We start from the raw sequence: 20,302 nt of genomic DNA on the forward strand, positions 1-20,302 counted from the left end.
TCTTAAAAATCGAGTGGCCCTAGCCTTTTCATGTTCCTTAAAATAAGATACTGCCTATGCCTGATGTAAGGCGTAGCATTTTTAGGCGTCCACCTTCTCGGATTTGGAAAGCATGAGGCTATTAACGCTGCCTGATTTTTAGATAAGTTTTTACAGGATTTTCCATAATATTCCTGAGCGGCGGCTTCTGCACCATAAATGCCATCACCCATTTCTATAACATTCAGGTATACTTCCAAAATTCTTTCCTTACTCCAAAAAAGCTCAATCAATAAGGTAAAATAAGCCTCAAATCCCTTCCGAATCCATGATCGACCAGGCCATAGAAAAACATTTTTAGCCGTTTGCTGAGAGATTGTACTTCCACCCTTAACTTTTTTGCCCTTAGCATTGCTGGCAAAAGCTTTTTCAATGGCTTTCATATCAAAACCGATATGCTTTAAAAACAGTTGGTCTTCTGCCGAAACCGCAGCACGCTTCATGTTATCAGACATGTCTTCAAATTTGACCCACTTTTTCTCCGTTTTAAAAGGCTTTCCATCTGCTTTACGTTCAATGTTTCTTAAAACCATTAACAACGTAATAGGCGGATTTATAAAACGCAATACGATTACCCAAAAAACAGAAACCAGCAAAAAGTATAAAAACACCTTAGTTGCTATGTTGGTAATCCTTTTTAAAAGCGGATGTTTTATTTTGGTTTTCGATCGAGTATTTCGGGTTTTGGCCATGCTGTAAAGGTAATAAAAAAGGATAATCCATAATTATTGCTTACCGATTTTCATATATTCGATACATGAAAATATTATTGCTCTTCGCTTTTCCCATAATTTTTATTGCCTGTAGCCCTCCAAAAGTTAAAAATCAAAATAAAACCGAAACAGCTGTAATTGCAATCAAGAATTTTGAAAAATCGCTCAAAAAAACCGACACAGGTTATAAAGCAATCACTTTAAAAATAAATCAACAAGATAGCATATTACTTAAACGAATATATTTTGACAAAAAGGATTACAGCAATTATAATTACGCATTTATTAGGAATGGAAAAACCATCTATCTTGACAAGAAATACAAATTTATAGAAGATAGTAAGTATAACAGATTAATTAAAAATGGACAAAAGATTTTCCTGTTTTTAGAAATTGATGATAGACCAAATTTTAATAGAATAGTTGCCTATTCGTTATTTAAAGATAGTCTTACATTTTTAGTGGACTGTGTTTATAACGACAAAAAAACAAGGAGGGGGACCTGCCCCATTTACTGATATCGATAATGATGGTTTTTTAGAATATGGTGGTTTCGACGTTAATGAAGTACCACAAAGTCCGGATTCCATTTATTATAATCCTTCAGAATTTTACGAGATTAAATTTGGTAAAATAATGTTTGATAGTGCGCTTACAAAAAGAATGGACATAAAAATTAATGGCATGCATCTTTCTAGCTTCCTCGATAAATCTGGTAATTGTTGCATAATACTAAAAAAACCAAAATAGATTTGAATTACATTCCAATAACCATATTTGATTTCTTATTAAACATATTTGCTTTTCAATCGTTAAATCAAAAAGAATTATCATGAGCATAAAAGTAGCCCTAATTACAGGAGGAAGTAAAGGAATAGGTTTTGGTATAGCCGAATCACTTTTAAAAGAAGGTTACAAGGTAGCCATTACCAGCAGAACATTAGAAGCTGCAAATACTGCTGCTTCGAGTTTAGTAAACCATGGCGATGTTTTAGCAATAGAAGCTGACGTAAAGGATTTCAAATCTCAACAAGATGCAATAAATCTAATTATCGAAAAGTGGGGACAACTAGATGTGTTAATTGCCAATGCAGGCGTTGGTCATTTTGCTCCGATAGATGAGCTTGACGTAGCATTATGGAATGAGACCATCGACACGAATCTTACCGGTGTATTTTATAGCATTAAGGCCAGTTTGGAAGAAATCAAAAAAACCAAAGGACACATTTTTACCATATCAAGCTTAGCCGGAACAAACTTTTTTGCTGGAGGTTCGGCGTATAATGCAAGTAAGTTCGGTTTAACTGGCTTTACGCAATCGGTTATGCTCGATTTAAGAAAATACGGCATTAAAGTAAGTACGATTATGCCAGGTTCGGTTGCTAGTCATTTTAATGATCACAATCCAGATGCAGAAACCGATGCATGGAAAATACAGCCTGAGGATATGGGTAAACTAATTGTAGATTTATTGGCTATGCCGGCTAGAACTCTACCAAGTAAAATAGAAATTAGACCCACTACGCCAAAGGGATAGGTTTGATGGACAATGTAAGATGTAAGATGGAATTCCGCACATCATCCATCTGACATCTTTACATTTTACATCACAAAAAAAAAGTCCTTCCAGTTTCTGAAAGGACTTTTTTTATATTTTAAAGAAATGCTTATTCAGCCACAACTTCAAAAGGAACCTGAACTTTAACTTCTTTGTGTAAGTTTAAGTTAGCAACATATTCGCCAACAAATTTAGGTTCAGTTTCGAAAGTAATGCGACGACGATCTACATCAAAGCCTTGAGCTTTTAATGCTTCAGCAATCTGGATTGTGTTAACAGCTCCGAAGATTTTTCCGCTTTCGCCAGCTTTAGCACCGATAGAAAGTTTAACATCAGTTAAACGCTCTGCAATACCTTCAGCATCTTTCTTAATTTTATCTTGTTTAAAAGCAGCTTGCTTTAAGTTTTCAGCTAAAACTTTTTTAGCAGAAGAAGTAGCCAAAGCGCCAAATCCTTGAGGGATTAAATAGTTACGACCATAACCTGGTTTTACATTAACTACATCATCTTTCTCGCCAAGGCCTTTAATATCTTGTTTTAAAATAATTTCCATATCTCTGAGCCTCCTATTTTAATTGATCTGCAACGAAAGGTAACAAACCGATGTGACGAGCACGTTTTACTGCTTGTGCCACTTTACGTTGGAATTTTAACGAAGTACCAGTAAGGCGTCTTGGTAACAATTTACCTTGATCGTTAATAAATTTCAACAAGAAGTTTGCATCCTTGTAATCGATGTATTTAATACCGTTTTTCTTGAAACGGCAATATTTTTTACGGTTATCCTCTACTTTAGGGGCGGTTACGTATTGTATTTGTTCTCTTGCCATTACGCTACAGCCTCCTTAGTTTTTTTGTTAAACGCACCACTACGTTTTTTCTCATTGTAAGCAACAGCGTGTTTGTCTAAACGGATAGTTAAGAAACGTAACACACGCTCATCGCGTTTTAATTGAAGCTCTAATTTTGCGATCAAATCTCCTGAAGCTTTGTATTCAGTTAAGTTGAAGAATCCGTTTGATTTTTTCTCAATCGGATACGCTAATTTTCTCAAACCCCAATTATCCTCTTGGATAATTTCGGCACCGTTATCTACAAGAACCGCTTTGAATTTGGCTAATGCCTCTTTCGCTGCTTCTTCAGATAACAATGGGGTTAGAACGATAACAGTTTCGTACTGATTCATTGTTATAAATTATGTTTTTAATTTGTTAATCCCGAGGTATATTACGGGGATGCAAAAGTAGCAATATATTTCTTAAAATCAAACCTTTAATAAGAAAAAGGTTTGAAAACTCTATAACATCCTATAATAAAAAGCTCTATGCTATAATTAGTTGAAATTTAGCATTCTATGCTTTGAAGTAAACTGCATTCATTAACCTGAGTTTACATTCCAAAAGAACAAATAAATTCAGTGAATAAAAAAAAGGGAGATCATCATAAAGACAATCTCCCTTTTGTATTTCAATTAGCGGGGATTAATTTGCATCAACATTTTTTATAAATGTCTGTTTGTTGGATTTTACAATAAAAGTTAAAACTTTCGAATCTGTTTGACCAGCATAAAACTTCTTAGTCAACTTTGCTTTATCTGTAAAAGTTTCAGAATATAATTCTTCGTTAAACTCGTTAAAAACCTGAACTTTAATTGGGTTTTTATCTTTGCTTTCTACATTTAATGTAATAACCTGATTATCTTTTGTAATAACGGGTTTAAAAACCTCAGTAATGGTTGGTGCAGATACCAATGCCAAGCCATTCGCAATAACAATATCGTACTCAGCCAATTTTGAACCTGTTTCAACTTTTAATGTATAGTTGCCATCAGGAAAAGCCTCTAAATTATAAGTTTTGGTAGAAGCACCATTTGTGTGGATATTTTCTTCGAATAGTTTTTCTTCACCGTCTCCATAAAGAGAAAAGTTTATATCATTTGCTTCGTTTATAAAAAAACGAATATTTTTTTCTTTCTCACTTTTAACCTTTAAGGAGAAAACATCATCATTTGCATATGCGCCAGAAGCAGAGAAAAACATCGCTGCAATTAAACTGATTTTTAAGAAATTTTTCATAACCAAGTGCTTAAAGAGTTTGTAATTATTTGACAAGGCTAAATTACCTACTTCGCTGTAAGATAGTTGATTGCATATTTTCCTATTTCTATGCTATATTACCCTTAAATTTATCATATAATTGTAATCAGAACAATAAAGTATATTTATTTGAGTAGATTTGTGAAGTTAAATATGAAAACATTAAAACCAAGTTTCGAAGCCATAGAACCCTCTTTTGGCAGTTCATTCCGTTACGCAAAATATGTGCAAAATGCCAATAACATGGCCCATTTGTGGCATTATCATCCTGAAATAGAGATGGTTTACGTAAATGGTGGGGCAGGCAAAAGACAAATCGGAAGCCATATTTCTTATTACACCGAAGGTGATTTAATTCTGATTGGAAGCAACCTGCCCCATTGTGGTTTTACCGATACCAACACCGGGAATAAAAATGAAACCGTAATCCAGATGAAGCCTAATTTTTTGGGACCCGACTTTTTGGGGTTACAGGAGATAAAAGGGATCCAAGAACTTTTTGACAAGGCAAAGGGTGGAATTGCCTTTGGGATGGCTACCAAAATAGCCGTAGGTAAAAGAATCGAAATGATGGATGATCAACCGCCGTTTACCCGACTATTAACTTTATTAAGTGTTTTAAAGGAGTTGGAACATACCAATGATTACAAAATCTTAAATGCTGCAGGTTTTTCTATGGAAATGCAAATTCAGGACAACGACCGCATTAATATGGTTTTCAATTACGTTAAAGATCATTTTCAAGATCAGATTAGTTTGGAAGCTGTTGCAGAAATGGCAAGTATGACCGTTCCTTCGTTTTGCAGATATTTCAAAAAAATAACAAAAAAAACCTTTACGCGTTTTGTAAATGAGTATCGCGTGGTTCATGCATCCAAGCTTTTGGCCGAGAAACCCATCAGCATAGCCAACATTTCATTTGAAAGCGGCTTTAACAACTTTAGCCATTTTAACAAGCTGTTTAAAGAATTTACAGGCAAAAGCGCCTCGCAGTATCGGCACGAATTAAAATCGGTTATAAAATAGTCGATCCGTCAACTTTTCAACATTCCAACTTTACAACATTTCAACTCAACAAAAAATTCCTATTTTCGTGCCGATGGAAAATTTTATCGTTTCTGCCCGTAAATATCGTCCGGCCACGTTTGAAACCGTAGTTGGGCAACAGCATATTACAGGTACGCTTAAAAATGCCATCAAAAACAATCAGCTTGCCCAGGCATTTTTATTTTGTGGCCCACGTGGTGTTGGTAAAACCACCTGCGCAAGAATCCTGGCAAAAACCATTAACTGCACCAGCCCTACAGCCGATATGGAGGCCTGCGGACAATGCGAAAACTGTGTTTCTTTTCAAACCGGGCACTCTTTTAATATTCACGAATTAGACGCGGCATCAAACAACTCGGTTGATGATATCCGTAGTTTGATTGAACAGGTTCGTATCCCGCCACAAGCTGGAAAGTATAAAATATACATTATTGATGAGGTGCACATGCTTTCGGCAAATGCATTCAATGCTTTCCTTAAAACGCTAGAAGAACCTCCATCTTACGCTATATTTATATTAGCAACTACCGAGAAACATAAAATTCTGCCTACCATTTTATCCCGTTGTCAGATTTTTGATTTCAACAGAATTCAGGTAGAAGATATTTCAAGTCATTTAGCAACCATCGCTCAGCGAGAAAGCATTGCTTTCGAGCCAGATGGTTTGCATATTATTGCGCAGAAAGCAGATGGTGGTTTGCGTGATGCGCTTTCGATGTTCGATCAAATCGCGAGTTATGCAAATAAGAACATCACTTATAAATCTGTAATCGATAACCTAAACATTTTAGATTACGATTATTTTTTTAAGCTTACTAACCATTTAACCGCAGCAGAAGTTAGCCAGACCTTACTCTTATTTGATGAAATTTTGAATAACGGTTTCGATGGCAACAACTTTATAAATGGCCTGGCAACGCATTTCCGCAATTTATTGGTGGGTAAAGATGCTGCAACCATTAAACTGTTAGAAGTAAGCGAAAACATCAAGCAGAAATATTTAGATCAATGTAGACAAACAGAACTCTCGTTTCTATTAACGGCACTTAATTTAGCCAATACCTGCGATTTAAATTATAAAAACTCTAAAAACCAAAGGCTTCAAGTCGAACTTGCGTTGATTAAGATGTGCCATATCCGATCCGTGGTTCAACTCGCCCAACAGCCTTTAAATACCAATAACACAGCAACTGATTCAGATCAGGATAAAAAAAAAACTAATAACGTAGCCGAAAAAGCTATTGAAGCAGAAAGCCAAAAGCCAAAAGTAGAAAGCGAAAACTTTTCCTCTTCCTCCTTAAATATTCCGAAATCAGAAGTTGCGTCAAGTATTTCTATAGAGGAAAAACCAAAGGAAGTTCAAAGGCAAAATACGATGCCTTCCGCATCTTCAATCAGCATTAACATTCCAAAAACTAATGCAGCAAGTACGTTAATCCCCTCGTTAAATGATTTAAATCGAGTTGCCAATGGCGATGAGGATGGTGGACCAAAGAAAGCCACCGGCGAGGCTCGGGAACCTTTCAGCTATGATAGATTATTGGAAGTTTGGAATAACTATATTAAGTTACTCAAAGCAACCGATAAAATTAACCTGTTTACCATCCTTAATAACTTCCCACCAAAACTCGTTAATCCAGTTTTGATCGAAATTTCGGTAGAAAGCAAAACCCAGGAACAGTTTGTTCAACAGGAATCTGTAGAATTGATGAACTTTTTAAGAAACGAGCTACAGAATTTTGCTGTAGATATTACCTTTAATCTCGTTGAGCGCAAAATAGAAAACAGACTTTACGGCAACCGGGAAAAGTATGATTATCTGGTTAATAAAAACCCGAAGTTAGATGAACTTCGAAGAAGGTTTAATCTAGATATTAATCCCTAAATCAAATCCAAAAAAAAGCAGGATCACACTTCATGCATCATCCTGCTCTTCTAATTATGATTGTTTTCGCCGATTAGTAATTGCTATACAGCAATCCATCCGACTATTTTAGGGGTTCATCATTAATTGGATAGCCCTCTTCATCAAGATCATCGCGATTATCTTCTGGCGTGCGGGCCAAAATCTCATCTTCCGGACTAAGCTTTACGCTCTCTCCATTATCCACATGCATACCCAACTCCTCTAAGTTATCGTTTGCTATCTCCTCATCGGTAGCATACTCATCACCAACATAAGGATTGGCTTCATCATAGGTAGAATCATCATCCTTTGCACCAACAGCAACAGTTTCATAACCCATTGGGTGATCGTAATCTTCATCCTTACCCTTTACATCAAGCTCGTAACTCTGTTTTGTTTCATCATAAGAAAGATTTTCCTTATTGATTTCGCTATTTTCTGTAGTGCTATGTATTTTATCTTTTGATCCTTGGTTTTCGTTATTTGCCATGATTTTGGTCTCCTTTAATTTATATGAATACAACAATTTGATGGCGATAAGGTTTGTTCTTTAATTGAGTTATTATAAATTATTATCTGGGCGTGCCCCAAGTTGCGCAAGGGTCGGGCTATCCGCTAAATCTTTTTGTTTTTAACTTTTTATATTATTAAAATTTTGAAAAACAAAAAGGATACCGCTCCTATCCCTCACGCGAAAAAATTTAACCTATGGAGTGATATCTCACCGGCCGAGGTTTTAGTTTAATATTTTGATCAGCGAAACACTATCCGATAAAAAAATAATATAAATTTACTCACTGAAAACAATCAATTTATAACGGTGATTTTGAAAAGTAAACTCCTGATATTTGCCTTTGCTATGCTTTGTATAGCAATATATATTCTGGTCGACATCACGTTTTTGCAATCTAACCTTCAAAAAATAAGTGCACCACTCGACACTTCTACTGTTAATATTGAAGTTGTCCATGACAATCATAAGTCTTTATTCGGAGAGCAGGTTGACAAATTCCTTACTTTAAAATTCAAGTTGAAAAATAGAGATGAACGATTTCGAATCTCCGAAAGCATAGAAATAATACATTCAAGTGAAAGCAGCGTGGATAGTTTAAATAATGCTCTGAAGAATTCTGCCCAGGTAACAGTGTGGTTTAAATCGATTCGATTAGGAAACGAAATTTCCGTCTACAAACTTGAAGTGGATGGGTTTACAATTTTTAACAATACTGAGAAAGAAAAATCGCGTTCTTTTAACTTATTTTTTGTTATGATTGGCGCTTCAATAATTTTCTTTTATCTATCGTTGGTGTCTCACTTACCGAAAAGTAATTTGATGTTATAAAAACACCCCGCCTTTCAGGCACCCCTCTAGAAGAGGGGAATTCCCCCCGATTTTTATAGGCAGTTTGCTATTCCTCTCTCTCAGAGGGGTGGTCGCAGACCGGGGTGTTAATTTAATATTTACCTATCTGTAAAAGCACAAAAAAAACGCCTTGATTTTAAATCAAGGCGTTTAAATATCAACAATTAGTTTACAAAGAAGCTAAAGTACTGTTTAATGTTTCACTTGGGCGCATTGCTTTGCTTGCCAAATCATCATTCGGATTGTAATATCCACCAATGTTTTGAGGCTTGCCTTGCGATCCAATTAACTCTTGATTTATTTTTGATTCATTATCAATTAAAGCTTTCGCCAAAGGTGCAAATCTTGCTTTTAGTTCTGCATCTTTTGATTGTGTAGCCAGAGCCTCTGCCCAATATAAAGCTAGATAGAAATGCGAACCTCGGTTATCTATAGTTCCCAATTTTCTACCAGGAGATTTATCGGTTGCCAAAAATTTAGCATTTGCTTCATCTAAAGCATCGGCCAATACTTGTGCTTTTGCATTGTTTTGGGTTTGAGATAAATGTTCTAAAGAGGCCTGTAAAGCTAAAAACTCGCCTAAAGAATCCCAACGCAAATAACCTTCTTCTATAAATTGCTCAATATGTTTTGGAGCAGAACCACCAGCACCGGTTTCAAATAAACCACCGCCATTCATTAAAGGAACAATAGATAACATTTTAGCAGAAGTTCCAAGTTCTAAAATCGGGAATAAATCTGTTAAATAATCACGCAGTACATTACCGGTTACCGAGATGGTATCTTCGCCTTTACGAATGCGTTCCAAAGTAAATTTGGTCGCCTCAATTGGAGCCAAAATTCTAATATCCAAGCCTGTTGTATCGTGGTCTTTTAAATAGGTATTTACTTTAGCAATAATTTCTCTATCGTGTGCTCGTTTTTCATCTAACCAGAAAACTGCTGGAGTTTCTGATAAACGTGCTCTGTTTACAGCAAGTTTAACCCAGTCCTGAATTGGAGCGTCCTTAGTCTGGCACATACGGAAGATATCTCCTTTTTCTACTTTCTGATCGAAGAAAACTTTACCGTCAGCATCTGTTACACGAATGGTTCCACTTGCCGAAGCTTGGAAAGTTTTATCGTGAGAACCATATTCTTCGGCTTTTTGTGCCATTAAACCCACATTTGGTACTGAGCCCATTGTGGTTACATCAAAAGCACCGTTTGCCTTACAATCATCTATCGTTGCTGTATAAACACCAGCGTAACTACGATCAGGAATTAAAGCAATGGTATCTTGAGGCTTTCCGTCCTTATTCCACATCTGACCCGAAGTACGAATCATTGCTGGCATCGAAGCATCAACAATTACATCACTTGGAACGTGAAGATTGGTAATTCCCTTATCCGAATTTACCATCGCTAAAGCCGGCCCATTTTCAATTGCAGCGGCTAATGCAGCTTCAACTTCTGCCTGTTTAGGATTGCCTGCAATTTTCGCATAAACATCGCCCAAACCATTGCTGGTATCAACATTTAGTTCTTTAAATAAATCAGCATATTTTGTAAAAACATCGCCAAAGTAAACTTCTACAATTGCACCAAAAATTAATGGATCAGAAACTTTCATCATCGTTGCTTTTAAATGTGCTGATAATAAAACGCCTTCAGCCTTAGCCTCGGCAATTTCTTTTGCAACAAAAGCTTTTAAAGCCGATAAACTCAACGTTGAACTGTCAATTACTTCGCCTGCTTTTAAAGGCGATAGACCCTTTAATTCTTTCACAGCATCATCGGCACCAACAAATTCTATTTTAAATTGCGAGGCTTCTGCAATGGTTACCGATTTTTCTGAACCATAGAAATCGCCTTCGCTCATGCTTGCAACTTTGGTTTTCGAATCTGCAGACCATTTTCCCATTGAATGCGGATTGGTTTTAGCATAATTTTTAACAGCCTTTGGCGCTCTACGATCTGAATTACCCTCACGTAAAACAGGGTTAACCGCTGAACCTAAAACTTTTGCATATTTTGCCTTGATTGCTTTTTCTTCATCGCTTTGCGCATTATCTGGATAATTCGGAATGGCATATCCTTGCGATTGTAATTCGGTGATTGCACCCACTAATTGTGGAATAGATGCCGATATGTTTGGTAATTTGATGATGTTGGCTTCTGGAGTGGTAGCCAATGCACCAAGCTCAGCCAATGCATCACTAATTTTTTGATCGTCTTTTAAATACTCCGGAAAGTTTGCCAAAATTCTTCCTGCTAAAGAAATATCTCTGGTCTCTACATCAATACCTGCTGATGCGGTAAAAGCTTGTACAATAGGTAAAAGTGAATAGGTTGCCAACATTGGCGCCTCATCGGTTTTGGTGTAGATAATTTTTGATGTATTTGACATGTTTATATTGATTTTGCTTATTAAGGTTAATGATTAATCGAGTTTATTTGAAAAAACCGATTATTTTAAAATCGCCTAAAGATAAAATAATCAGATGAATTTAGGAACATTGCAATGTTATTTAAAGTTTTTACCAACGGATTTAAGGTTATTGGTAATATCGATTTATTCTTTACAATTTTTTCATAATTTAGCCCAGCAATAATCATTGCGCCACAATCACCCTACATTTTATTATTGATTTATTTAGATGCGATAAGCAAATCTAAAACGATATAAATCCGGGTGCCTTTTTTACTCCATTCTAAATATCTTTTTCGAATTGCCGTGTCTAAGTATGTCAGATTTTTTAAAAAAAACATACTTAAATAATGAGTGATCAAACATTAGAACAACTTTTAAATTCAGGCCATTACCCTGAAGCCTTATTGCAATTAAATAATGGGGAAAAACTTCCAAAAACTATCCAGGACTACGCCAAATGGCAAATCTTCGATAATCTCTTTCGTGGCGATCAATTTGAGATAATCGATTATCTAATAAAAACAAAGGCTGTTGAAACCGACATCTATGAATTGGAAAATTTCGATAAAAGTATATTTCAAAGCATAATCAGAAATTTAAAAGATAGCGCTGAAGGTCAGGATTTTTTTAAATCGCTGATATCAAAATTTGATAATCTGAACGATGAAGTTGGTGCTAAAACTTTACTCGGATATTTTTTTGAAAAGGGCGCAAGTCTTCAAAAGATAAAAATTCTTGTAGATGCCGGTTGCGATGTAAATTTCAAGAACAATGCAGAAGAGAATTTTATTCATCAGGTAATTAAAACCAATTTGATGAAACCAGATTTAACATGCTCTTACATCGAATTCTTAATTAACGAAGGTTTGGACGTCAATGCCACAAATATCGTAAAGAAAACACCTTTAATTGCAACCGTAGAATTTGATAAGGTAGATTACTTAGATGTGCTTTTGGAAAATGGAGCCAACCCGAACGATGTAGATAAAGACGGAAATTCTGCTTTCTTTTATGCCGTAGCGCATAAATTGGATCTGGAGCTTTACAATAAGCTCAGAGATTATGGCACGCCAGATTTTGATGTTCAAAACCGTGATCAAGTTACCTTGCTTTTTGAATATGTACGCATGATGTACAACTCTGCAGATGCTTTAAAATTGCTCTGCAAAATGATAGATGATGGTGCCGACCTTTATCAAACCAGTATTTATTATGGCAGGGAAACCACCCCACTCGATTTAATTGCTGAAAAATCTGCTGATGTTTTGGAAGCTGTTTTGGAAACGGGCAATATTGATGTTAACCGACAGGATGCTGGTGGCAACACCATGCTTCATAAGGTTTGTGCGTATAATGTAAATTACGAAGCAGACAAGGCAAAGGAAACTTACCGAAAAGTTAAGTTGCTAATCGAAAATGGAGCTGATGTTTCCCTTACAAACGATCAGGATAAAACGGCATTAATGCTCGCATCTGATGATAACCTAAAAATTAAAACAGTTGAGCTTTTAATGAAAAACGCATAATTATGTTAGAAGAAGCAATAAGGTCGGGAGATTTTTTAAGTGCGCTGGCTGGACTTGGCAGTGGAGAAAGGTTGCCAACAGATTTGGACAAGCACACCAAAAAATCTATTTACACCATTTTAATCGAGGCAAAACAGTTTGATATACTTCATCTTTTTGCACATTATAAAATAATGGAGACCGATATTTTTGAATATGATAGCTTTGATTATAGCTTCTTCGACAGCCTGTTCAATTCCCAAAATATTGATGAAGAAATTAACGTTTTTTTTGACGTGTTTATCGGCCATTTTACAAATGTAAATGATGAAATAAATGGTGATACCCTGCTTAGCTACGCTTTTACAAGAGGTGCCAATTCTAGAAATATACAGGCCTTAATAAACTTTGACTGCGATGTAAATTTTAGAAACAACGAGAACGAAGATATTGTGCACCAGCTCATTAAGGCAGATTATTGCAGGTATAGATATACGCAAGAAGACTACGCCGATTTGCTAAGCCAACATATTACACTGTTGAAAAATAATGGCTTACAGATAGATATGCCCAATGCCGCAAATGAAACTCCATTACTTTCGGCGCTTCGGTTTAGAAGAACCAATCTCTTGCCTGTTCTTTTAGAGAATGGTGCCAATCCGAACCATACAGACAATACTGGGAACAATGCCTTTTATTATGCCATTATCTGGAATAGAGACCTAGAAGCCTATAAAAGATTAAGTGCATATGTACAGCCCGAGCTTAACGAATTGAATGGCTTAGACTGGACTGTTTTATTCGAATACCTTGCTGAAGTGAATTTTGATAGCGAAGAGAAAACCCGAGAAATTATTACACAGCTAATTGCCGATGGAGCCGATTTATACAGAGTCTGTAAAAGGTATGGAGAAGAAAAAACTCCATTAGAAATGGCTGCCGGGAAGTCTTTGTACATTTTAAGCGCCATTTTAGACACAAACACCATAAACATTAACGCACAGGATAGCAATGGAAACACGCTTTTACACCAGGTTTGTGCCTACCCCGTAAACGACGATTACGACAAAGCAAAAGAAACATACCGAAAAGTAAAATTGTTGCTCGAAAAAGGAGCCGATGCAAGCATAACCAATGATATGGACCAAACGGCATTAATGCTGGCATCTGATGATAACTATAAAGCAAAAACAGTAGAATTATTAATGAAACAATCTTAATTAAAAAATAAGAACATATGTCAATGTCTTTTATAATTGCCTGCGAAAGCGGCAAAAGAAAAATAGCCGAACTTTTATTGGCAAATAACGAAGTAGATGTAACGTACACCGATGAAAAAGGCAGAACAGCATTACATTATGCGGCGCATCAAGGCTATCTAGACTTGGTTCAGCTGTTGGCAAATGCGGGTGCCGATTTAGATTACGAAGATCATGATGGTGAAACACCTTTTTACTTTGCCTGCCTTCAAAAACAGAAACAAACTGCACTTTTTTTGATGGATAAGGGTGCAAAAATTACCATAAAAGATAACAAAGGAAACAGCCTGCTTCATTTAACTGCTCAAAACGGACAGATCGAGGTTTTAACAAAATTGCTCGAAGCCGGTTTGGAAGCCGATATAGAAAATAACGAAGCGGAAACCCCTTTGCTTTTAGCATCAAGCTGGAGAAATAAAGAAATTGTTCAAAAACTGATTGAATTTGGAGCCAATGTAAACACCACGAACAAACACGGAAATTCGCCTTTGCTTTTTGCGGCAAAATCTAAAAACACGCCAATGGTCGAGTTGCTTTTAGAAAATGGCGCCGGCATAAATCATGTCAATCATGAAGGAGAATCTGCTTTGTTAATTGCCTGTTACGATTCTAACAGAATGCTAACAAAGATTTTGGTTAATAAAGGAGCCGATGTTTTTGTATCATCAAAAAGTGGATTGTCTCCCGTTTGGTATGCATGTGGTCATAATCAGAAGGAAATAGTCGATCTGTTTTTAGAAAACGGTGTTGATGTGAATTATGCAAAACCACTTTCGGGGAACGACGATTCTATGTATTCCTATCTAGAATGGGTAGAAACCGCTAATAACATTTCAATTTCTGCTAGTTTCTCTTTGGATGGTTCTTATAATTATGGTGGCGAAAGCATGTTACATGTTGCCTCTAAAAGTGGTCATTTAAGCATGTTGAAATTGCTTTTGGATAAAGGCGCAAATATTAATATTCAAGATGAAAGCGGAAATACAGCCCTGCATTACGCTTCTGCAAATGGCAAAAAAGATATTGTTAAGTTTCTAATTGAAAAATCTGCCGATCCATCCATTGTAAATGTAAAAGAGCAGAAAGCCATTGATTATTCGAACATTAAAGGCTTTAATGAAATTACAGAACTGCTTTTAAAGGCAAGTCCTTCAAATCCTGTAACATCGGCACCATCAAATCAACCAGCTCCTGCAACAGCACCAGAGCAGGCTAAAACCGATATGGCTTCTAAAAAACAGGCTTTATTGGATTTAAAAGAACTTTTAGATGCAGGAATACTTTCTGCTGAAGAATTCGATGCAGAAAAAACCAAAATTTTAAAAGCGTAGAGCATAAAAATAAAAAGTTGAACTAGAAGGATACCTGCATAATCAATTGTGATATTCCTGTTATAGTTCAACTTTTATTTCATTAAATTTTATCACTTAAAAATTTAGTTATAGATTTAGGTATTAGCAAAATATAATACTCTAATCAAATGCCCAATCTTAAACCTATTCTGCTTTTAATGGCGTGTTCATATTTTTTAATGGCTTGCTCACCTAAGCTTTACAATGCCGAAAATCAATATGAAAGTGGCTCGCTCAGTGAAGCTAAAATTGATTCGTTAAAAAGTTTTTTAAAAGAAAACGCCAGAGCAGAATTAAGAGATACCATTTTCATTAAGTACGATTTCAATAAGGATGTTTGTTGGAACGACTTAAGCTATCAAAATGCAACTTTTTTAAACGATTCTAGATACGCTTATCAAAATTATGTTAAAGAAAAATCTGCCAAAAGGCCAACTATAGCCGTTTATCAATACCGGCAGGAAGGCAGCAGTTTTAGTCCGATAAAATCAAAAGGACTTGAGATTGAAACAGATTCTGGCTACTTAAAAAATCTGCTTTTTAAAGAGCAAACCACCTGCGGTACATCTGCAATTATTCTTCCTACGGGAAAATATCTGTTGGTAAAATCTGATTCTCACTTTGCCGCACTCCTTCTAAATGGCAAGGAAATCGAAAAACTGATTATCGGGAATTTAATCAAGTAAAATTATTCCGCAATCTTATTTAAAAATACATTACTAAAACGTTTTAACAATATCTTAACAAAATCATCTAATGAAAAAATGTAAAATTGTTTTAAGCATTTGAATAATATTAAACGCTTAAAAAACCTAACCAATCATCTCTCAACACCACTAAATGAAACACCTCAAATTTATTGCGCTGCTCCTATTTGTATTTGCTACATCCATTACTTCTGCACAAAACAAAACATCTGTTAAAGGTATAATTGCCGATTTTGACTCAAAAGCTCCACTCGAATTTGCAACTGTTGCCATTGTTAATGCAAAAGACACCTCACTAATTTCGTATACGCTAACCGATAAAAACGGTGTTTTCAAATTAGCGGGAATTGCCATCGATAAGCCTACAAAAATGATTGTATCGTATGTCGGCTACACTACTTATCGGCAATTACTCAACCTTAAAAAAGATGTAGTAGAAGATTTTAAAACCATTTATTTACAGGGAAACCATTTAGAAGAGGTGGTTATAAAAGGCGAAAGATCTCCAGTGGTCATTAAAAAAGACACCATCGAATTTAATACCGAAGCTTTTAAAACCCGCCCCAATGCAGTTGTTGAAGAACTTTTAAAAAAACTGCCCGGTGTACAGGTAAACGTTGATGGTTCTATTCTGGTGAATGGAAAATCGATCAGCAAACTTTTAATAGATGGTAAAGAATTCTTTGGTACAGACCCAAAAGTAGCCACAAAGAATTTAGACGCAGATATGGTTGATAAAATTCAGGTTTATGATGATCGCGAAAATGACCCTGATCATTTGGTGAGCGAAACGCAGGTTTCTAAAATCATCAATCTAAAACTGAAAAGTAAAATCAAAAAAAGCACGTTAGGCAAAATTTATGGTGGCGCTGGCAGTAGAGAACGTTACGAAGTTGGTGGCATTTTAAGCAATTTTAGAGACACTTTGCAGGTTAGTTTAATCGGCTTGGCAAACAACTTAAACAAAACAGGCTTTTCTCAAAATGAATTGTATTCAATGGGCGGTTTCGATCGATCGGGCGGTCAACAGGCTTGGGATGGAACTTTTGGCGGTAGAGGCTGGGGAGGAATTGAAAGTGTATCGTCTGCAGGATTAAACATCAACAATAATTATGGAACAAAATTAAAACTCAACCTAACCTATTTTTTAACGCACACCGGAAATCTCAATATAGGAAATTCGCTACAAGAACAGGCTGTAGCCAATACCATTCTTACTTCTGCATCAAGCAACAACAGCAACAATAGAAACAATAAACATGCAATAGGGGGCTTAATAGAATGGGTACCCGACACCATGAGAAGATTGAGATACGAGCCAAAACTGAATTTGAGATATGATAATAATGCCAATGAAACGCTTGGCAGTAGCGCCAATACGCAAAATCCAAAACTTACAGAAAGCAACGGCACCAATTCGAACAGAGGCAGCAATAGTGGTTTTTCGCACAATTTTAATTTTTACAAAAGACTTAAGAAAAAAGGAGAATCTTTTACCATTAACCACTCGCTTCAGTTAAATGATAATGAAGGATTTAACTTCTCGCGTTACAATCTAATTTCTTACACGGCTGATATTAAGTCGGAAATGCAGAATCGATTTCGCGACAGCTGGAACAAATCCAGTTCGGGAGATTTATCCTTAACCTATAATTACCCATTTACCAAAAAGCTTTTCGCTGAATTTAATACTTACACAAAGTATTCCAGTAATAAAGATCAGGCAGGAACTTTCGAAAACAATCCGCTTACCGGCAATTATGATATCCTACTGATTAATCTGAGTAACGATTTGCAACGAAATGTTTTTACGCAAAATTTCAGACCTCAGTTATTGTATAAAATTAATAAAAACTACAGTGTTCGGCTTGGTGTGAAGGCAGAATATCAGTATGTTAAAAATAAATTTAACTATGGTTATGCCGATATAGACCAAGATTTTTATAATTTTTTTCCAACTTTTAGGCTTGATGGACCAAGCATGTCTCTTAGTTATGATGAACGATTGGATTTACCAAACATTTCGCAGATGCAACCTATAGTAAGAACTTATAATTCACTTTATACATCGGTTGGTAATCCAGATTTAAAGCCCAGCCATGTTCGCAACATTAATCTGAATATTTACAAATACAGTTATGCAAAACAAATCAACTTTAATGTGTATTCAGGGTTAAACTTTAGCGATAATGTAGTTATACAGCGAAGTTTGGTAAATAGTGCCGGCGCTACAAATGCATCATTTGTAATTAGAAATGGGAACTTTAATGGTTATGCAGGAATCGGATTCGGAAAACAGTTTAAAAAGTCGCAAAACTGGCAGGTGGGCTTTAATCATAATATGAGTATAAATATGGGCCATAGACCTTTTATATTAAATGAAAATGATGGCTTCGCCAATACGTTTAATCTCTATACTTATGAAAATATCAATTTTAATTACAAAGAGCTTCTGAGCTTAAGCATGCGCTACAGCTTTAACAGAGAATCGACAAATTACAAGAATGTTGACTTTAACACGGTAAATACATATACCCATACTTTGGGCAGCGACTTAAGTTTAAGGTGGCCAAAAAGAATTATTTTGGATGCGAACTACAGTTATAACTATAACCCGCAGGTAAGTGAGGGCTTTCCTAAAAGTGCGCATCAGCTAAACTTGGCGCTTACCTTTCAAATGCTGAAGAAAGATCGCGGTCAGCTTAAATTATCGGTTTACGATATTTTTGATCAGAACATTTCCGTATCCAGATATGCTTACAATAACGCTGTTATTACATCAGATCGAAATATTTTGAGGCGATATTTTTTGGCAACCTATCAATACAAAATAAATGTCTTCAAAAAATAAGATAAAATGATTCGGGTAATGTAACCCGAATCATTTTAGTTACAAACATATTTCCCCTTTACGGTGTTTATCATCTTTGTGAACTTATCCCATTTCTCAATTTATAAACGCCATGAAAAATAAGATTTTCTACATTGCCTTATCTTCCGCTCTTGCAATATTTGGTTGCCAATCCAAATCAGGATCGCAAGAAAGTGAATCCAAAACCAGTACAGAAGTAGAGACTAAAACTGAAGAAATAAAACTTCCTGCACCAGACACTACTGCATCAAAAAGTAAATTCAGTAAGGTTATTGGCTGGCCGGCGGGCAAAATGCCCATCGCCCCAGAGGGCTTTGTCGTAACTAAATTTGCTTCCGACATAAAAAGTCCCCGTAATATGATCATTACGCCAAATGGTGATGTTTTGGTTGTGCTCACCAATTCGGAGCGAAGTGCTGTTGAAGCAGTTGCCAATACAGTTACCGGAAAAGCAAAATCAGAAGTTCCCGGTAAAAGCGCAAACACCATTTTACTTTATAGAGATGCCAATAAGGATGGAAAACCAGAATTGGTGACTACATTTTTAACGGGTTTAAATCAGCCCTACGGAATGGCCATTATTGGCAATCATTTCTATGTGGCCAACACCAATGGTATCTTGGAATTTCCATATAAACCCGGAGACACCAAAATTAGTGGGCCAAGCAAAACCATTTTAAGCTTACCTGCTGGAGGTTACAATAACCACTGGACCAGAAATTTATTAACCAATGCCGATCAAACGAAAATCTATGTTACTGTTGGCTCTGGGAGTAATGTAGGCGAAAATGGCCTGGAAAATGAAAAAAGAAGAGCCAATATTTTAGAAATCAATCCAGATGGAACAGGCGAAAAAATATACGCAAGTGGACTTAGAAATCCGGTTGGATTAGATTGGGCACCAGGAACTCAAACCCTTTGGACTGCAGTAAATGAACGCGATGGCTTAGGCGATGATCTTGTACCCGACTACATTACGAGTGTAAAGCCTGGCGCATTTTACGGCTGGCCATTTTCGTACTACGGTCAAAATGAAGACCCAAGATTGAAAGGCAAAAATCCTGATTTAGTCAAAAAAGCAATTGCTCCCGATGTTCCAGTTGGAGCACACACGGCATCATTAGGATTGGCTTTTTATAAAGGAAATAAATTCCCTGCAAAATACCAGGGAGGTGCATTTATTGGTCAGCATGGCTCTTGGAACCGTTCTGCAATTTCAGGTTATAAAGTAGCGTTTGTTCCTTTTAAAGATGGTAAACCCGCAGGAAAACCCGAAGATTTTTTAACAGGGTTTATTTCTGACCCCGAAAAAGCCGAGGTTTACGGCCGTCCGGTTGGTGTTACTTTAACGCCAGATGGTGCACTTTTAGTTGCTGATGATGTAAGTGGTGTAATTTGGAGAGTTGCAGCAAAATAGTTGATATTTAAAAATTCGCAGAACCGCAGATTGTTGTAATTTTAAGACAAAAATC

18 protein-coding genes are annotated in these 20,302 nt (G+C 36.2%); 11 read left to right on the plus strand and 7 right to left on the minus strand.

Annotation, left to right across the window (positions count from 1 at the left end; translation table 11 throughout):
* Window positions 1-2: 2 nt before the first annotated feature.
* A complete protein-coding gene (gene mtgA / locus DF947_RS13265) occupies window positions 3-731 on the minus strand; it encodes a monofunctional biosynthetic peptidoglycan transglycosylase (RefSeq protein WP_109930518.1) in 729 nt (242 codons plus the stop codon).
* Window positions 732-796: 65 nt separating this feature from the next.
* On the opposite strand from mtgA, the gene DF947_RS13270 reads away from it, so the two are divergent.
* Both DF947_RS13270 and DF947_RS13280 read left to right on the plus strand, forming a co-directional pair.
* Window positions 797-1,270, plus strand: coding sequence for a hypothetical protein (locus DF947_RS13270; protein ID WP_109930519.1), 474 nt, complete (start codon window positions 797-799; stop codon window positions 1,268-1,270).
* A 314-nt stretch (window positions 1,271-1,584) separates the two neighbouring features.
* Window positions 1,585-2,289 carry an SDR family oxidoreductase gene (locus DF947_RS13280; protein WP_109930521.1) on the plus strand — a complete coding sequence of 235 codons (705 nt, stop codon included), beginning with the start codon at window positions 1,585-1,587 and terminating at the stop codon, window positions 2,287-2,289.
* 130 nt (window positions 2,290-2,419) lie between these two features.
* Here the strand turns inward: DF947_RS13280 and rplI are convergent, their stop codons facing one another.
* From rplI to DF947_RS13300, 4 genes are all read right to left on the minus strand, one after another.
* Window positions 2,420-2,863, minus strand: coding sequence for a 50S ribosomal protein L9 (gene rplI, locus DF947_RS13285; RefSeq protein WP_109930522.1), 444 nt, complete (start codon window positions 2,861-2,863; stop codon window positions 2,420-2,422).
* Between the two features lie 13 nt (window positions 2,864-2,876).
* A complete protein-coding gene (rpsR, locus tag DF947_RS13290; RefSeq protein ID WP_010599582.1) occupies window positions 2,877-3,140 on the minus strand; it encodes a 30S ribosomal protein S18 in 264 nt (87 codons plus the stop codon).
* Window positions 3,140-3,496, minus strand: coding sequence for a 30S ribosomal protein S6 (gene rpsF / locus DF947_RS13295; protein ID WP_109930523.1), 357 nt, complete (start codon window positions 3,494-3,496; stop codon window positions 3,140-3,142). Before rpsF ends, rpsR begins: the two co-directional genes overlap by 1 nt.
* 295 nt (window positions 3,497-3,791) lie before the next feature.
* Window positions 3,792-4,385 (minus strand): hypothetical protein, encoded by a 594-nt coding sequence (locus tag DF947_RS13300; protein WP_109930524.1) that lies wholly within the window; start codon window positions 4,383-4,385, stop codon window positions 3,792-3,794.
* A 174-nt stretch (window positions 4,386-4,559) separates the two neighbouring features.
* Between DF947_RS13300 and DF947_RS13305 the strand changes: the two genes are divergently transcribed.
* Both DF947_RS13305 and DF947_RS13310 read left to right on the plus strand, forming a co-directional pair.
* The gene (locus DF947_RS13305; protein ID WP_109930525.1) at window positions 4,560-5,432 is read left to right on the plus strand and encodes an AraC family transcriptional regulator; all 873 of its coding nucleotides are present in this window, start codon (window positions 4,560-4,562) and stop codon (window positions 5,430-5,432) included.
* A 73-nt stretch (window positions 5,433-5,505) separates the two neighbouring features.
* Window positions 5,506-7,338: a DNA polymerase III subunit gamma/tau gene (locus DF947_RS13310; RefSeq protein ID WP_109930526.1), complete on the plus strand. Its 1,833-nt coding sequence runs from the start codon at window positions 5,506-5,508 to the stop codon at window positions 7,336-7,338.
* Window positions 7,339-7,441: 103 nt separating this feature from the next.
* On the opposite strand, the gene DF947_RS13315 is transcribed toward DF947_RS13310, so the two are convergent.
* Entirely contained in the window at window positions 7,442-7,849 is a 408-nt protein-coding gene (locus tag DF947_RS13315) for a hypothetical protein (protein ID WP_109930527.1), read from the minus strand.
* Between the two features lie 336 nt (window positions 7,850-8,185).
* On the opposite strand from DF947_RS13315, the gene DF947_RS13320 reads away from it, so the two are divergent.
* A complete protein-coding gene (locus DF947_RS13320; protein WP_146202916.1) occupies window positions 8,186-8,701 on the plus strand; it encodes a hypothetical protein in 516 nt (171 codons plus the stop codon).
* Between the two features lie 190 nt (window positions 8,702-8,891).
* Here DF947_RS13320 and DF947_RS13325 read toward each other — a convergent pair whose 3' ends face one another.
* On the minus strand, window positions 8,892-11,111 hold the full coding sequence (locus DF947_RS13325) for an NADP-dependent isocitrate dehydrogenase (protein ID WP_109930529.1): 2,220 nt from the start codon (window positions 11,109-11,111) through the stop codon (window positions 8,892-8,894).
* Window positions 11,112-11,482: 371 nt separating this feature from the next.
* Here DF947_RS13325 and DF947_RS13330 point away from each other — a divergent pair, with 371 nt between their 5' ends.
* The 6 genes from DF947_RS13330 to DF947_RS13355 all read left to right on the plus strand — a co-directional run bounded on the left by DF947_RS13330 (window position 11,483) and on the right by DF947_RS13355 (window position 20,247).
* Window positions 11,483-12,661: an ankyrin repeat domain-containing protein gene (locus DF947_RS13330; protein WP_109930530.1), complete on the plus strand. Its 1,179-nt coding sequence runs from the start codon at window positions 11,483-11,485 to the stop codon at window positions 12,659-12,661.
* Window positions 12,662-12,663: 2 nt separating this feature from the next.
* Window positions 12,664-13,860, plus strand: a complete 1,197-nt coding sequence (locus DF947_RS13335; protein WP_109930531.1) for an ankyrin repeat domain-containing protein — start codon at window positions 12,664-12,666, stop codon at window positions 13,858-13,860.
* A gap of 23 nt (window positions 13,861-13,883) precedes the next feature.
* On the plus strand, window positions 13,884-15,230 hold the full coding sequence (locus tag DF947_RS13340; RefSeq protein ID WP_240615380.1) for an ankyrin repeat domain-containing protein: 1,347 nt from the start codon (window positions 13,884-13,886) through the stop codon (window positions 15,228-15,230).
* Between the two features lie 179 nt (window positions 15,231-15,409).
* Window positions 15,410-15,937, plus strand: a complete 528-nt coding sequence (locus DF947_RS13345; RefSeq protein ID WP_146202917.1) for a hypothetical protein — start codon at window positions 15,410-15,412, stop codon at window positions 15,935-15,937.
* Between the two features lie 154 nt (window positions 15,938-16,091).
* A complete protein-coding gene (locus tag DF947_RS13350) occupies window positions 16,092-18,809 on the plus strand; it encodes an outer membrane beta-barrel protein (RefSeq protein WP_109930534.1) in 2,718 nt (905 codons plus the stop codon).
* Between the two features lie 112 nt (window positions 18,810-18,921).
* Complete coding sequence (locus tag DF947_RS13355; RefSeq protein WP_109930535.1) at window positions 18,922-20,247, plus strand: PQQ-dependent sugar dehydrogenase; 1,326 nt, start codon at window positions 18,922-18,924, stop codon at window positions 20,245-20,247.
* Window positions 20,248-20,302: the final 55 nt, after the last annotated feature.

It is taken from the genome of Pedobacter paludis (assembly GCF_003173575.1).
GTDB classification, from domain to species: domain Bacteria; phylum Bacteroidota; class Bacteroidia; order Sphingobacteriales; family Sphingobacteriaceae; genus Pedobacter; species Pedobacter paludis.